The following is a 15,693-nucleotide window of genomic DNA, read 5'->3' as shown; positions in this document are numbered from 1 at the left end:
AAAGGCACCTCAAAACGGAACCCTTTAACATCCTTTGGTGAGTTTCTTTTAAAAGCTACTATTACGAATAATCAGCTCTGTAGCGATGAAGATTTTTTTGGCTGTTTTTCTGCCTGCAATTCGCTCCAACAAGGTGTCAACGGCGGTTTCACCCATGGTTTCGGTGTACACTTTAACCGTGCTTAAGGATGGAAAGACATATTTAGAGATACTAATGTCATTCACGCCGATGATGTTCACACGTTCTGGAACTGAAATTCCTTCCTCCAGCAGTGCCCTTAATGCCCCAACTGCAATCGAGTCATTCCCTGCAAAAAAGGCAGTCGGCAAGTTGTCTCCATGTTCGTGAATCGCTTTTTTCATCAAGGCATGACCATCATCTGCTGAGAAGCTGCCTACATACATAAAAGCTTCATCCACTAGCCCTTTGTCTGTTAAATAACGTTTGAATGTCCATTCCCTTGGGTCTTCAATGATAGAGGTTTTATCTTTGAACACTTCTCTTCCGCCGATATACCCTATTTTCTCATGACCCTTCTTCAAAAAGTAATCAAGGACCTTTATCGTTGCCCGTTCAAAGTCAACAACGATTGAATCAAACCGCTCTTCATCAGGAGAGGTGTCAACAAAGACAATGTTTTTCGTCATCTTAAGGAGCTCACTCACCTGCTTTTTGCTAAATTTCCCAATCGCAATCAGCCCTTGAATATCGTCTTCCTTTAAATCCTCATAATTGTCTTGAAAATATTTGGTCACTTGAATCCCGTGCTGGCGGCATTGATTTTCAACGCCAAGCCGGATCGACATATAATACAAATCCTCCAGCTCTTCTTTTTCGGTATACCATTGCAGGAGTGCGATTTTCCCTGACTCCTGCTTCCGAGCGGGTTTCTTTTTATACGATAATTCCTCTGCCACTTCGAAAATTCTTTTCTTGGTATCATCACCGACGGAAAGAGTGCTATCATAATTCAAAACACGGGATACCGTCGCAATCGATACCCCGGCGATTTGTGCAATATCTTTGATGGTAGCCATAAATCAATCTCCTAAAGTATTCGCAAAAAAACGATACACTGTTTTGGAATGGTATACTTCCTCCGGGTTTAAAACGACAGATGGAAACTCCGGATGATGGATTGCATCTGGATAGCCTTGCGTTTCCAGACATACCCCCAAATGGTTTCTTGATCGGACACCCGCAATAGAATAAGGACCCTCTATAAAATTGCCTGTATAAAGGACTACACACGGCTGATCGGTTGTTACAAGAAGCGAGCGTCCGCTTTCTTCGTCGCTTAGGATCAACTTATTTTCTCCCTCTTGTGAAAAAACAATCGGGTGGTCGTAACCATTACCCACAAGCACATTTTGTGGATGTGATGAATTCAGCCCGGAATACAGCCTTCTGCCGTAATTAAAATCAAAGGGAGTATTTCTAGATTCCACCAACTTTCCAGTAGGGATCAGATCATCTCTCAACTCTAAAAAAACTTTACTATCTAATTTAAGAATGTGTTCAGAAATATCTCTTTTTATATTACCACTTAGGTTAAAATACGAGTGATTCGTTAAATTGACTAACGTTTTTTTATCCGTTTTAGCTTCAAAAGTGATATCGAGTTCATTTTTATTATTTAGAATGTACGTAACAGTGGTGTCTAGATTACCCGGATAGCCTTCTTCTCCGTCTGGACTATGGTAAAAAAACTTCAACCCGACCGTATTTTCTTCCTCGATCGTTTCGGTTTTCCAAATCACAGAATTAAACCCCTTCTTGCCACCATGCAGATGATTGGGATAATTATTGTCTGCAAGCTGATATCCTTTTCCGTCCAATTCAAAACTAGCACCGCCAATTCTTCCGGCTACGCGCCCGCAAACTGCTCCGAAATACGGAGACCATTCTGTATAATCTTCGAGGTTTTCAAATCCAAGTACAACATTCTCAAAGTTTCCCTGACGGTCAGGGACGATGATTTTCGTAATGACACAACCAAAATTCAGACAAGAGACCTCCATGCCAAAATCATTGACTAAAGTGTATTCTGTAACAGACTCACCCTCGTAACTGCCGAATATTCTATTTAATATTTCCATCGATCTATCACTCCATATTTTTCAAAAAGTAGAAAATCTCAGTTTTTCCCAACACGCTAAAAATACCCATGTCCTCTTTTATAAACTATTGATAAACCGCCGGAACCCGGCTGCTCCAGTTTCATCTCTCTTATAAACTCCTGCATCTTCTAAGACTCTTGAAAATTTCTTTCCTACTTCTTCTCTTACCAAGCCTTCCACATTCGCTTCAGTCGCAACCGTTTGATAGCAAGTTTTTAACTTTTCCGCCCAGTCTAAATGATAGTCTGCCACTTCCTCTGATTTCCCGAGGATGTACTTTTCCACTTCTACAAGTTCTTCCTTTAATCGTGCTGGTAAAACAGCGAGCCCCATCACTTCAATCAGGCCAATATTTTCTTTTTTAATATGATGTACATCGGCGTGAGGATGGAAAATCCCAAGTGGATGCTCATCACTCGTCCGATTGTTACGAAGAACCAAGTCTAGTTCATATACATCGCCATTTTTCCGGGCAATTGGAGTAACCGTATTATGTGGAGTCTCTCCGGTTCGCGCCAAAATTCCTACCGTTTCATCAGAATAGTTTTTCCAATGGTCAAAAATATGTGAGCCTGCTTCAACAAGCGCGCTAATTTCAGCAGAGCGAAGGCGAATAACTGACATCGGCCATTTCACCACTGAACACTTTACATTTGGATAATCAGCCATTTTAAATGTCCAGTCATCGACTGCCTTTGCCATCGCAAATTGATAATTTCCGCCTTGATAATGATCGTGGGTTAAAATCGAACCACCGACAATTGGCAGATCCGCATTCGAGCCGACAAAATAATGTGGGAATTGTTCCACAAAGCTTAACAGCCGTAAGAAAGACGTTGAACTAACCACCATATCGGTATGCTTTTCTGAAAGCACAATACAATGCTCATTGTAATAGACATACGGTGAATATTGGAGGTACCATGGCTGATCTAATAAATTGACACGAATCATCCGGTGATTCGACCGGGCCGGATGCCCAATTCTCCCCGCATAGCCTTCATTTTCCACACACAATAAGCATTTTGGATAATCCGTTTTCTGTACCGACCGCTCTAGTGCGATACTTCTAGGATCCTTTTCAGGTTTGGATAGATTAATCGTAATGTCCAGTTCACCATATTCGGTAGCGGTTTTATATTCGATATTATTACGAATGCGCTTCATCTGAATATAGTTGTTATTTTTACTTAACTCGTAAAAATACGCTGTTGCTGCTTTTGGATCTTGTTTAAATTTTTCATAAAATAGATGATTTATAGTTGATGGACGTGCTGTAAAGCAGTTCATTATCTTACTTGAAAAAATTTCCTTTTCATCAAATAATTCTTCAATGATTCCTTGGTTACAGGCATAGTCTACGATCAAATCAAGTAAATCAGGGATATCAAGGGTACTATCCAATACTTGGTCCGTTTCCTTAAACTCCGATAGATGGAGGAACGACAAAATTTGATTGCGCGCATAGATTTCATCTTCCCGCTCAATTAGTTGAGTGGCTATTGCTTGATTGATTAATTGTTGTATTAGTTGATAGATCATATTGGTCCCCTCTATGTAGAAGCAATTAAATCCTTAAATTGCTTCCTCCATTTGAATTTCTTTTGCTCCGTCACCAATACTCGCCACATAAAATTCTGCCTCGCAGCCTATTTTCTCTAGGTAAGCCGCCCCAACATTCGCAATAAAGTTCTCAACCTCTTCATTTGAGACAATTGCAATCGCACAACCGCCGAAACCTGCACCTGTCATTCGCGCACCAAGAACTCCCGGCTGTTTCCATGCTGCTTCTACTAAACTGTCCAATTCCACTCCGGTCACTTCATAATCATCACGTAAGGAAATATGTGATTGATTCATTAATTGTCCAAATGCCTCTAAATTTCCGGCTTTAAGCTCTTCTAGAGCCTTAATTGTTCGCACATTTTCATAGACTGCGTGCTTTGCCCGTTTGCGAACCGTTTCATTGGTAATTAGATATTGATTTTCATTAAACTCTGCCTCAGATAATTGTCCAAGCGCCTCAATCGGAAGCTTTTGCTGAAGCTGCGCTAGCGCCTCTTCACATTCTCCCCTTCGCTCATTGTATTTCGAATCAGCTAATTCCCTGCGCTTGTTTGTATTCATGATCAAGATTTTGTAATCTTCTAGATGAATCGGTGCGTACTCGTATTTCAACGTTTGGCAATCCAGCAAGATCCCTGCATCTTTCATCCCCATGCCAATCGCAAACTGATCCATAATGCCGCTATTCACACCAATAAATTCATTCTCTACCTTTTTGCCAAGCTTGATGAGATCGAGGCGAGGAATTTCTAATCCAAATAAGCCGTTCACTAGCACTCCAGTTAACAGTTCAATGGAAGCAGATGAAGAAAGTCCTGCACCATTCGGGATATTGCCTTGAATGACACAATCAAATCCTGATGGAATCTCATATCCCGCCTCAATAATGTAGCGAATCATCCCTTTTGGATAGTTGGCCCAATTGTGTTCTTTCTGATAATCTAGTTCGTTTAAGTTAAATTCGATGATTCCCTTTTCAGGAAAGTTCGTTGAGTACAGGCGAATCACTTTGTCTTCCCGCTTCCTCGCAACAGCATAGGTACCGTAAGTAATCGCACAAGGAAACACATGACCGCCATTATAATCGGTATGTTCGCCAATTAAATTAATCCGTCCCGGAGCAAAAAAAGCTTGTCTTGGTAAAACCTGAAATAAATCTAAAAATACTTTATTAAGCGTGATAACGTTCATTTTATATTCCTCCAGCAGTCTTGTGTCTTGTAAGTAATTATAATTTTATTTTACCTTCTTTAGTAAAATTTTTCAATTATTTTACTAAAAATTTAACTAAAAAAGGACGGATATTGCTACCCGTCCTACTTTGTTCCAATTAATTTGCTTCAGTACTTTTCAAATAAAAAACATATGACTGAAAGTCGCCGCCACGCTCGGCACTCCCGCCATTACATCCATTAAACTCCGTCGGAAGCGGCAGTCCCACCTGCATTAGTTCATCACCATAATACATTCGCTCGCTGCCAGAGACTTTATACATTTTCGATTCATCTAGTCCACTAAGACAAATTGTCTGATGTTTTCTAGGATTTGGCGTTGCCAACACCTTATACCAACCAATCAATGCCTCTGACTGATCTTGGCTAACCACCATCCAAGCCGTTTCATTATTCAAAAACGGACTTAAGCAGCGATAAAAGTGACCATCACGTATTAATCCTCGATACTGTTTATAAAAAGCCACCTGCTCTTTAACTTCCTCGCGTTCCTCTGCGGTTAATGTCAGAGGGTCCAGTTCATAGCCAAATGTCCCAAAATAAGCGGTGTTTGCTCTTGTTTTTAAGGGTGCCCGCCGTAATGTTTGGTGATTCGGAACAGCCGAGACATGCGAACCCATACTGTAAAGTGGATAAGCAAAGGATGTACCATACTGGATTTTAAGTCTTTCAATCGCATCCGTATCATCGCTCGTCCACGCCTGTGGTGCATAATACAACATACCAGGATCAAACCGTCCGCCCCCGCCTGCACAAGATTCAAACAACACCTGCGGAAATTCATTCGTTAACCGTTCATAAAGTTGATAAACCCCTAAGATATAGCGGTGGAAAAACTCCCCTTGCTGACCAACAGGAAGTTTTTGCGAGAATGCTTCCGTTATGTTTCGATTCATATCCCATTTAATATAAGATAGGTTTGTTTGTTTAATGATGGCGGACATTTTCTCATACAGATAATCCACTATTTCCTGCCGTGAAAAATCTAAGACCAATTGATTGCGCCCCAAAGTATTGTGCTGGCCAGGCAAACCCACTGCCCAATCTGGATGCTCGGTAAATAATTCACTATTCGGGCTGATCATTTCCGGCTCAAACCAAAGCCCGAATTTCATACCCGTTTCTGCTATTTTAATCGCTAAACTTTCTAACCCATTTGGAAGTTTATTTAAGTCGACATGCCAATCGCCTAGTGAGGACGTATCATCATTCCGTTTTCCAAACCAGCCATCATCTAGGACAAATAACTCGATTCCTAGTTCACTCGCAGATTTTGCAATCTTCACAAGCTTATCTTCATCGAAATCAAAGTAGGTGGCTTCCCAATTGTTGATCAATATCGGGCGCACAGCCTTCTTCCATTGAGCTTGAATGAGATGCTCGCGGTATAGAGCATGAAAGGCCTGACTCATCCCGTTTAAACCTTGATCAGAATACACCATAACCACTTCCGGGGTTTGGAAGGTTGCTTGCGGCTGTAAATTCCACTTAAAGCCGAACGGATGAATCCCGACAGTAAGCCGAGCCATGTCATAGTGATCCACTTCTATCTGCATGAGGAAATTACTGCTATAGATAAAATTAAAGCCAAATACTTCACCGGCATGTTCCGTCGCCTCGGGCCGTTTGAGGGCCAAGAATGGATTATGGTGATGAGAGCTGGCACCGCGCAGACTGGAAATAGACTGTATGCCTGTTTCAAGATTTCTCTCCTTGACATGGCGCTCCCGTGACCACGCACCAGCTAAATGGGTAAATACAAAGTCTCTATCCGGAAGGTCGAGTGATGCTCCCATTAATCGATCGATAACTAATTCCTCTGTACCTTTATTGATGAGGGCGGCACTTCTCGTTATCACAGGTTTGTCACGGAAAATTGTATAATTCAAGTGCAATTCCGCTTGAAGAAACTCATCTTTTAAAATGATTTGAAGTGTACTTGCGTCGTGATTGTCTTCTGTATAGGTAGCAGGCAAACCTTCAAGTCGCTGTTTTCCTTCTACCAGCAGATACGAATCATAGATGAAATTGGGAATATGGTTAGCCGTTATTTTTGATACACTAATCGCTGGTTCGCGAAAATCGGAATTTCCGTAGGCTGGGAATTCTTGACGCAAAGTTTCCAGACCAAAGGCTGGGTCGTCTGCGTATATGTGAGTAGTTGCCCCAGTTGGTACATCATACGTTTGCAAATGGGAGAAATCATCGCGATGACGCAATGCCTTACCGTAATAAAGATGGCCTAATTGTCCATTTTTCATCACGTGAAAAATATAACTTATTTGACCATTTGTTAAATGAAACTGGCTGTTTTCCTGATTCACATGAATAAGCATAACTTTCTCCTTCACAAAGTTGGTTTATATAAAACATAAGTTGATTTCCGCTCCAGGCGCTTCGCTTTCCGCTCCAATCAACTTTTCTTTATAAAATTCAGCAGTTACTTATAAGGAAAGAGCCTGGAATGTCAGGCTCTTTCTTTATTTGATCCATTTTATAATTAAATTCGATTAATGATAAACTCGAATTCTATGTCTTTGTCAGCATGAATGAGGTGTTCATCATGGACCGGTGCGCCCCAGCTGTCGTCTCCACCAACACCCATCTGCTTGCCTGCTACCGTCACAACCGTGTAATGGACATTCGGAAGCTCGTAATGATGTTGAGCATTCTCGAGTTCAAAAGCTGTATATGGAGAAAAATTGCACTCCAATGGTTCGGTAACAGCAGAAATTCTTAGTCCTTGTCCATCCTGGTTTGTCACACTTACCCGGCGTACTCCAGTGCGGTTGCCTGACTCTTGCGGCATAACATATCCGCTCAAATTCTCTGATACACTATTGTTAAAGATACCAAGTTTGGCTCCCTGTGCACGGTCCGAGTAGTTTTCTTCAGGACCCATGGCGTACCATTCTAATTGATCATAATCCGCCGGCACCTTAAAGGATACGGCAAAAATCGGCATCTGTGGAAGATGATCTGCACCTTGATAAATCGATTTCACACGCACACTGCCATCGGCAAAAACCGTATAACCTATTTTCACCACAACTTCTTCACTTATAGATAATTGATAGGTAAAAGCAACAGTCACTTGGCCTTTGTCATTTTCGAGTTCAATACCAACACATCTTCTGGTCAGACTGGCTGCGTACCAAAGCCCTGAATGAAAGCCTTGTGAGTAACCGCGATCGTTATCCGTGGTCGCCCGCCAGAATAATGGTGCCGGCGGAAGAGCAATCATCTCTTTTCCCGCGTAATTAAGTGAAACGAGGCTGCCGGCCTGTTTCGAGAACAGAATCGTAAAGTCCCTGCCATGGACACCTATATTGACATCACCTTCAACGACTCTTAACTCTCCCTGTGCAGCGGCAGACTTTTCTACCGCCTTTACCTGAAATACAAATTGTCCAAATGCAATCTCATAACCAGCCTCAGCCCAGAGTGTTTTTTGCTTTAAGACCAAGGAGGTTTGAATACAGTACTCCCCGGAAGCACTCATGACACCAGCAGGCAGTTTAAATTCTGCTCTTCCCTCGCTAAGAGGTCCAACATTTACCTCAAGCTTATTTCGATACAATTCCTTGCCCTCAAGGTAAAGGAAGTATTCCAAATCATAGTCAGTTAGATCAGAGAACAGGCTGTCATTGATAATTGATACACCGGTCTGATCAGGGTTTAGCTTAAAGTTTTGATATAAATATTTGACTTCCTGCATCTTAGGTGAAAGTTCTCTATTAGAATAAACGATCCCATTTGTACTGAAGCCATAATCGGTCGGACGGTCATCAAAGTCACCGCCCGTTGCGAAAAATTCCTTCCCGTAGCGATCTTTTTTGATTAGCGATTGGTCAATATAATCCCAAATAAAACCGCCTTGATACATTGGATACTTCTTCTCTAGATCTGTATATTTGTACATCCCGCCAAGTGAATTTCCCATTGCATGCATATATTCGCAGCTAATGTATGGCTTTTCCGGATTTGCATTCAAATAGTCCTCAATATCAGCCGGTTTGGCATACATACGGCTTTCCATATCACTCGTTTCATTATATTCACGAGCATGAAATACACCTTCGTAATGAACTAAGCGGCTTGGGTCCACTCTCTTAAAATATTTAGACACGTTAAGAATAACCTCACCTGCATAGGATTCATTCCCGCATGACCATATCAGGATGGACGGATGATTCTTATCCCGTTCAACCATGGAAACAGCCCTATCCATAACAATATTCTCCCACTCCGGCTTATTCCCGGGAATATTCCAGGACGGCTCGACAGCCCCCATCTTTTGCCATGATCCGTGCGTTTCCAGGTTCATTTCATCAATGACATAAACACCGTATTCATCACATAACTCGTACCAGTAACTTTGATTCGGATAATGAGACGTCCGAACAGAGTTGATGTTATTTTGTTTCAGCGTTTTAATATCCCAAAGCATGTCTTCCTTTGTAATCGCACGGCCCGTCCGGCAATTGAATTCATGACGATTCACGCCCTTGAATACAATCCGTTCCCCATTGAGATGCATGATTTTATTAATGAGTTCAAACCTTCTGAAGCCCACATTTTGCGGAACAACTTCTACCAAACTACCTTTCTCGTTATACACTTGAATATAAAGCTTGTATAAATATGGACTTTCTGCGCTCCATAATTTGGGAGTCTCAACGTCCATCATTGCTGACCATTTTCCGACATTATTGCCAATCGTACGGGTTGATATCAAGCTGCCTTCTGTATCGTACAATTCTGTTACAATTTTTGAAGGAGAAGCGTTACCAGACAATAGCTTGAGGTCTACTTTAAGCGTTCCTTGCGTAAAGGCATCATTCAATTCGGCACGAACGCAGGCATCATAGACGTGAATTTCCGGTACAGTGTAGAGATAAACATCGCGAAAAATACCTGAAAAACGCCAGAAATCTTGATCCTCCAGCCAACTTCCTGTGCTTCGCTGGTATACCTCCACGGCTAGCTTATTTTCACCATTCGTAAGGAAAGGGGTGAGATCAAACTCCGCTGGTGTGAAAGAATCCTCACTGTAGCCGACAAACTCCCCGTTTAGCCACAAATAAAACGCTGACTCTACTCCTTGGAAAGAAATGTACAAAGGCTTATCTATCATGTTTTCAGGCACCGTAAACATCTTCACATAGCTGCCCACTGGATTATGATCGAGTGGAATCTCAGGCGGACGAATCTCATTAAGGCCATCCCATGGGTACATCGTATTTACATATTGTGGTTTTCCGTAGCCCTGAAGCTGTATGTGCCCAGGTACGGTAATGTCTCCCCAGCCAGAACAATTAAAATCCACTTGGTAAAAGTTCTCCGGACGATTATCCGGATTGACGCTATAGTTGAATTTCCAGTTTCCGTTTAGGTCATGGCGCATCGCCATTGGACCTGAGGTTTTTGCTTGCTCCAATGTTTCGTAATATAAGTGATCGGAGTGTGCAGGCAATCGATTCACGGCAAACACATTCACATCCGTCAGCCAATCTATTTTTGGAATTGTTGTCATCATCATCACTCTTTCAATCTACATTTTTTCAAAATGGTAAAAATAGAAATCATTTTACCTTGCTACTATTTAACAGATCCCATCATGCCAGCGACAAAATGCTTTTGCATAATGAAGAAGATAATTGCTGCCGGCAAGGTTGCAATCACAATTGCTGTCATGATCATTCCAAAGTCCGGTGAGTAACTGGAACCGAGATTCGAAATTAACAGTGGAATGGTCTGGTTCTCTGGTGACTGCAACACAACAAGCGGCCATAAATAACTGTTCCAGCTGGCCATGAAGGTAATAATGGCTGCTGCAGCGTACGTTGTCTTCATTGTCGGAAGATAAATCCGAAAGAAACATCCCAATTCGGATAGTCCATCGATTCTCCCTGCCTCAAGGATTTCCTTCGGAAACATCTTAGTACTTTGTCTAAAGAAAAAGATCAAGTAGGCGGTTGTAACGGTCGGTAATAAGACAGCTGCAATTGTATCAATGCCAATAAACGGTAAGGATTGTGAAATGGTCGCAAACATTCTAAAGAGCGGTACCATCAATGCAGCAAAAGGAATCATCATCGAAACTAACAAAATGTTAAATACAAAATCCTTGGATTTACTTTTATAAATTTCAAATCCATATCCCGCCAAGGAAGCAATCAGCATGGCAAGGATAGTAGTTATTACCGAGATTTTTGTTGAATTAATTAACGCAGGTACAAGATCCACCGTGTCCAGCAGATTGTGAAGGTTTTGCATAAAGTGACTGCCAGGCATCATCCTTCCTTGCGTCACATCGACAGACTTGTTGGTCGAGCTCACAATCATCCATAAAAAGGGAAACATAGAAACAATGGCTGCGATGACTAGAACTGTATAGCTGAATGTGCTTTTTAGCTTATTCATTATTATCACCTGCCGCCTTAAACTGAATGATAGAGAAGATAACAATCATAATGACAATTGCATATGAGACAGTCGCCGCATACCCAAAGTCCGGAGTATACTTAAACGATAAATTATAGATATACTGAGAAATGGTCATTGTCGCATTACCAGGTCCACCTTTGGTAATATTCATGACCTCATCAAATAATTGCAGTGTACCAATGGTTGAAGTAATCGATGTAAATAGGATAATCGGTTTCAACATTGGGATGGTTATTTTGAAAAATTGCTGAATTGGCGATGCCCCGTCAATTCTAGCTGCTTCATAAATAGATTCATCGACATTTTGAAGGGCGGATAAATAGAAGATCATATTGTATCCGGTCCAACGCCAAGTGATAGCTATGATAATAGCAATTTTTGCCCAAAAGGGATCCGTGAGCCATTGAATTGGTTCCGAGATTAATGAAATTTTCATTAACATCATATTGATAATGCCATCTTGACCAAACAAATATTTGAAGATTACGGAATAGGCAACAAGTGAGGTTACGCATGGTAAGAAGATGGCTGTTCGGAAAAAGCCCTTAAACTTTAACGTTTTATTATTCAGTAGAACCGATAGAAATAAAGCCAGTAAAATCATAACCGGTACTTGAATGATTAAATAAATGACTGTATTTTTCACCGTGGTAAGGAATGTTGGATCCTTAAATAAACGCGTATAATTATCGATACCTGTAAAGGTTAGGTTCGCACCAACACCTGTTTGAAAAGATAAAATAAGAGCCTGAACCATTGGGTAGAAGTAAAACAAAAAGATCATTACGGCAGCGATAATTACAAAGGACCAGCCAATGACATTATTTTTCAACCGAGTTTTGCGACCAGAATTTACTTTTTGAAGGGCTTGGGTGTGGTTTTCTTTCGCTGTTATCAATTTTAGTCAACTCCTTACGTTGTAAGTTTAAAGAAAACACTCGCCGACTGGCGAGCGGCCAAGAAAAGAAAACGCCTTAGAAAGTCGCCTGATACATCAGATAGCTCCAATACATGAATGGTAGAAGCCGGCGAATTTCTAAGGCATAATCTCTTTAAAAAGAAGATTTGATACTTTCTAGCTTATTGTGTTATTTAATTTGTTCTTCTGCTTGCTTTTGAGCATCCTCTAATACTTTATCTAGATCTTTACCTTTAAGGTAATCCTGCATGCTCACAGCTAAAATATCTTCAATTGCATAGGTGTGCATACCATAGTTGACTTGAGGAATTTTCTCTGTCCAGGCGGCAAAGTCAGAAACGACTTTTTGTCCTCCAAAGAAATCATCTGCTGCTTTATAAGCTTCGCCTTCAGAAGCTGGCTTATAAGTACCAATCGCGCCCATTTCTTTATTCAGAGTCTGATAAAAATCAGCATTGGATCCAAATGTTTTGCCTAAGAAGTCCGCAGCCTTTTCTTTACCATCGATATTTAACACATACCAAGAGCTTCCGCCTAAGTTAGAAGCGTTTACAGAATTTGCAATACCTGATTGTTTTGGCATCGGAAGAACAGCCCATTTGCCGGCTTGTGAAGCTTCAGCCTTAATGGATGGAGTAATCCAGTTACCCGTTGGAACAGTTGCAACGTCGCCGCTGTTAAAGCCTGCTACAAATTGACCCCAGTCAGAGACAGGTTTCACTAAATCTGCATCTAAAATTGCTTTATAGGTTTGGAATGCATCCTTTAATGCTGCGTTGCCTGCGATGTCAGGTGTAACGCCGTCGTTCTTTAAATACCATGAACCGCTCGTTTGTATCATCATACGAATTAGACCAAGATCTTTTGGATCCTGTGTAAGCATTGATTTACCAGTTGCTTCTTTAACCTTTTTACCTACTTCAATATACTTGTTCCAGTCCATGTTTTGTAAATCTGCCACTTTGTAGCCTGCTTTTTCTAAATAGTCCGTTCTAACGTATAGTCCTGTTACACCTGTATCGAATGGAAGACCGTAGTTTTTGCCATCCAAGCTGGTAGGTGCAATTTTGTACTGAGCGAAATCAGCCGCTTTAAAAGAACTAGTTAATTCATGGAACATATCTGGATACGCTTTAAGGAAGCTTTGTGCCCGATAATCCTCGATTAAGACAATATTCGGAAGTCCTTTAGTCGTGCCAGAACTTAAGCTGGTATTTAGCTTTTGGATAATATCATCTTGTGCATGTTCAATTACTTTAATGTTTACATCTGGGTTTTCAGATTTGTAAGCTTCTTTTGCTAAATTCATTGCTTTAATGTTGAAATTTGGATCCCAAGCCCATACAGTTACTTCCTTTGTATCCTTGCCCTTGTCGGAAGTGTCTTTATTTGATCCCGAAGAACAGGCAGTTAGCATCAATATACTAACTAGAAAGAGTGCTAGTACTTTTTTCATTGATATTCCCCCAACATTCTAGTTTTGTAAGCGTTGTCTTGCTTACAAATATAATGTTATCACCTGAAAGGACCGTATCGTTAGGACGATATTTTTAATGGTTAGTAATATCTTTGTAACATGAACACGCTTCCAATTAATTAATTTGGATTATTTTTAGATTTTATGACTATTTTTATATGGATGAAATCGGAAGTTCTACACGGACCTTTGTTCCTTCGCCCAACTCGCTGGATATTGTCACACCAAACGGTTCTCCGTAAATCAGCTGGATCCGCTCATGAACATTCCGCACTCCGATTCCAGAAAACATCTGTTGTTTCCGTTTTGTATTGGGTAGTTTATTTTCAGAAGAGATTTCCATTCCATCCCCATTATCAACTACTTCACAAATCAACGTACTCTTCTCCTGCCAGACAAGAACATTAATATACCCGCCAGGCTTTCGGTTGAACCCATGGAAGAATGAATTTTCCATAAAAGGCTGCAGGATAAGCTTTGGTACGTGATACTCCAAGCAATCCGGTGCTACGAAATAATTAACTTTTATCCGATTACCATACCGCTTCTGATTGATAAGGGCATAATTTTTTAAATTATCCACTTCTTGGCTAATCGTATTCGTCTCGCTAACATTGCCAATGGTATTTTGAAGCAGGGATATCAACGCATTAATTGTGGCTTCGGTTTCTTCCTTTCCACCTTGCTGCACCATGAATTTTATTGACGTTAATGTGTTATATAAAAAATGTGGATTGATTTGCTGCTGCAATGCGGCTAATTCCGCATTGCGCTTCTGCTTTTGTGATTCTACCAGTTGATCAACATACAGATGGAGTTCATCAAGCATGGAATTAAAGGCGTTGCCGATCTTCATGGTTTCATAGGTGCCGGCTGAAGACACATATTGGTGGAATTCATGTTTGGATGCATCTTCTATCTGCTTAACAAGACTCGATAACGAATTGGTCAATCTCCTTGTCGCTAGAAAGACAATAATTAGCGCCACAAAAACGATCGCCATGGAGATAAGCACGATATCCTTTTTATCAATGAGGTCCCCGACTGCTTTTTGCTTATCGATCATATTAAATAAGTACATGTCAAAGGAAGGAAGATATTCCATCGAGATAATTTGGTCCTTCCCCATGAAGTTCTCAATGATATAATGGTCTGAACTTTTTTCAATTTTTTCCGCATAGCTAAGCAAGCCCTCTGGTTTTTTCCCAATGAGCTTGGACTGGTTGCTAGAAACAATGATCCCCTGCTTGTCGACGACAAACACATTATTACCAGGGCCTGTATAGCTTGTGAAGAACCTTCTAAATTCGCTTTCCTCAAACGCAAAGTACATTGATCCATAAACCGTACCGTTGATCCGTTCCATCAACACCTTGGATGCAACAATGAACCGGCGATTAGTTCCATCATTTCGCTTATCCAATTGATAAATTAGTTTCTTTGGCTCCTTAAACGTATTACTAGCTAGAATGCTTGTCCTTAGCTCTTCGTCCGTAATTGGCCAGTAATCACGGTTGGTTGCAAAGCTGAACCCATTTCTGCCCATGACTTGGATACTTTCCTCATATGCATCTAAATTGGTTTCGACATGCTTTAACTGTTGGCCCGTATTAAAATAGGCACTGAGCTTCTCTTTATTACTGAATTGCTCATGTGTAAGAATATTTTTAATCGTATTGCTTTGAAGGAGATTATTCGATGCAAGGACGACCGAATAGTTAAAGGATTCGAAGCTTTCCTTGACCTGACTCATTACTTTATAGTTCGTAATGCTAAACTTTTTTATAAAAAATTGCTCTGACATCCGAATAGTTGTCCAAGTAATCGTTATCGAAACTGTGATAATCATCATAACCGTAATGAAAAACATAACGATAAACAATCCGTTATGCTTAAAACGCTCGGGAATAAATCTCATAATCCACCAT

General features: G+C 40.8%; 10 protein-coding genes. All 10 read right to left on the bottom strand.

Features of this window, described 5'->3' with window-relative positions; all coding sequences use genetic code 11:
• Positions 1-48: 48 nt before the first annotated feature.
• The 10 genes from BDR01S_RS11660 to BDR01S_RS11615 all read right to left on the bottom strand — a co-directional run bounded on the left by BDR01S_RS11660 (position 49) and on the right by BDR01S_RS11615 (position 15,683).
• Positions 49-1,038, bottom strand: a complete 990-nt coding sequence (locus BDR01S_RS11660) for a LacI family DNA-binding transcriptional regulator (protein WP_066249958.1) — start codon at positions 1,036-1,038, stop codon at positions 49-51.
• A gap of 3 nt (positions 1,039-1,041) precedes the next feature.
• Complete coding sequence (locus tag BDR01S_RS11655; protein WP_066249956.1) at positions 1,042-2,100, bottom strand: aldose epimerase family protein; 1,059 nt, start codon at positions 2,098-2,100, stop codon at positions 1,042-1,044.
• A 78-nt stretch (positions 2,101-2,178) separates the two neighbouring features.
• Positions 2,179-3,663, bottom strand: coding sequence for a UDP-glucose--hexose-1-phosphate uridylyltransferase (gene galT, locus BDR01S_RS11650; protein WP_066249953.1), 1,485 nt, complete (start codon positions 3,661-3,663; stop codon positions 2,179-2,181).
• 33 nt (positions 3,664-3,696) lie between these two features.
• On the bottom strand, positions 3,697-4,878 hold the full coding sequence (locus BDR01S_RS11645; RefSeq protein WP_066249951.1) for a galactokinase: 1,182 nt from the start codon (positions 4,876-4,878) through the stop codon (positions 3,697-3,699).
• A 139-nt stretch (positions 4,879-5,017) separates the two neighbouring features.
• Positions 5,018-7,255, bottom strand: a complete 2,238-nt coding sequence (locus BDR01S_RS11640; RefSeq protein ID WP_066249949.1) for an alpha-galactosidase — start codon at positions 7,253-7,255, stop codon at positions 5,018-5,020.
• A 164-nt stretch (positions 7,256-7,419) separates the two neighbouring features.
• Positions 7,420-10,455, bottom strand: a complete 3,036-nt coding sequence (lacZ, locus tag BDR01S_RS11635; protein ID WP_066249947.1) for a beta-galactosidase, LacZ type — start codon at positions 10,453-10,455, stop codon at positions 7,420-7,422.
• A 65-nt stretch (positions 10,456-10,520) separates the two neighbouring features.
• Positions 10,521-11,345, bottom strand: coding sequence for a carbohydrate ABC transporter permease (locus tag BDR01S_RS11630; RefSeq protein ID WP_066249944.1), 825 nt, complete (start codon positions 11,343-11,345; stop codon positions 10,521-10,523).
• Positions 11,338-12,264: a carbohydrate ABC transporter permease gene (locus BDR01S_RS11625; RefSeq protein ID WP_235846550.1), complete on the bottom strand. Its 927-nt coding sequence runs from the start codon at positions 12,262-12,264 to the stop codon at positions 11,338-11,340. Before BDR01S_RS11625 ends, BDR01S_RS11630 begins: the two co-directional genes overlap by 8 nt.
• 193 nt (positions 12,265-12,457) lie before the next feature.
• Positions 12,458-13,744 (bottom strand): ABC transporter substrate-binding protein, encoded by a 1,287-nt coding sequence (locus tag BDR01S_RS11620; RefSeq protein WP_066249938.1) that lies wholly within the window; start codon positions 13,742-13,744, stop codon positions 12,458-12,460.
• Positions 13,745-13,919: 175 nt separating this feature from the next.
• Positions 13,920-15,683, bottom strand: a complete 1,764-nt coding sequence (locus BDR01S_RS11615; RefSeq protein WP_235846548.1) for a sensor histidine kinase — start codon at positions 15,681-15,683, stop codon at positions 13,920-13,922.
• Positions 15,684-15,693: the final 10 nt, after the last annotated feature.

It is taken from the genome of Neobacillus drentensis NBRC 102427, from assembly GCF_001591445.1.
Lineage (GTDB): Bacteria > Bacillota > Bacilli > Bacillales > Cytobacillaceae > Neobacillus > Neobacillus drentensis.
The sequence above is the reverse complement of the archived record's forward strand: the minus strand, read 5'-3'. Positions and strand labels throughout refer to the sequence as shown.

Bases quoted from the DNA above. Each gene is read 5' to 3' on its own strand.
- BDR01S_RS11660 (WP_066249958.1), bottom strand. From the start codon at position 1,038: ATGGCTACCATCAAAGATATTGCACAAATCGCCGGGGTATCGATTGCG.
- lacZ (WP_066249947.1), bottom strand. From the start codon at position 10,455: ATGACAACAATTCCAAAAATAGATTGGCTGACGGATGTGAATGTGTTT.
- BDR01S_RS11630 (WP_066249944.1), bottom strand. From the start codon at position 11,345: ATGAATAAGCTAAAAAGCACATTCAGCTATACAGTTCTAGTCATCGCA.
- galT (WP_066249953.1), bottom strand. From the start codon at position 3,663: ATGATCTATCAACTAATACAACAATTAATCAATCAAGCAATAGCCACT.
- BDR01S_RS11640 (WP_066249949.1), bottom strand. From the start codon at position 7,255: ATGCTTATTCATGTGAATCAGGAAAACAGCCAGTTTCATTTAACAAAT.
- BDR01S_RS11615 (WP_235846548.1), bottom strand. From the start codon at position 15,683: ATGAGATTTATTCCCGAGCGTTTTAAGCATAACGGATTGTTTATCGTT.
- BDR01S_RS11645 (WP_066249951.1), bottom strand. From the start codon at position 4,878: ATGAACGTTATCACGCTTAATAAAGTATTTTTAGATTTATTTCAGGTT.
- BDR01S_RS11655 (WP_066249956.1), bottom strand. From the start codon at position 2,100: ATGGAAATATTAAATAGAATATTCGGCAGTTACGAGGGTGAGTCTGTT.
- BDR01S_RS11620 (WP_066249938.1), bottom strand. From the start codon at position 13,744: ATGAAAAAAGTACTAGCACTCTTTCTAGTTAGTATATTGATGCTAACT.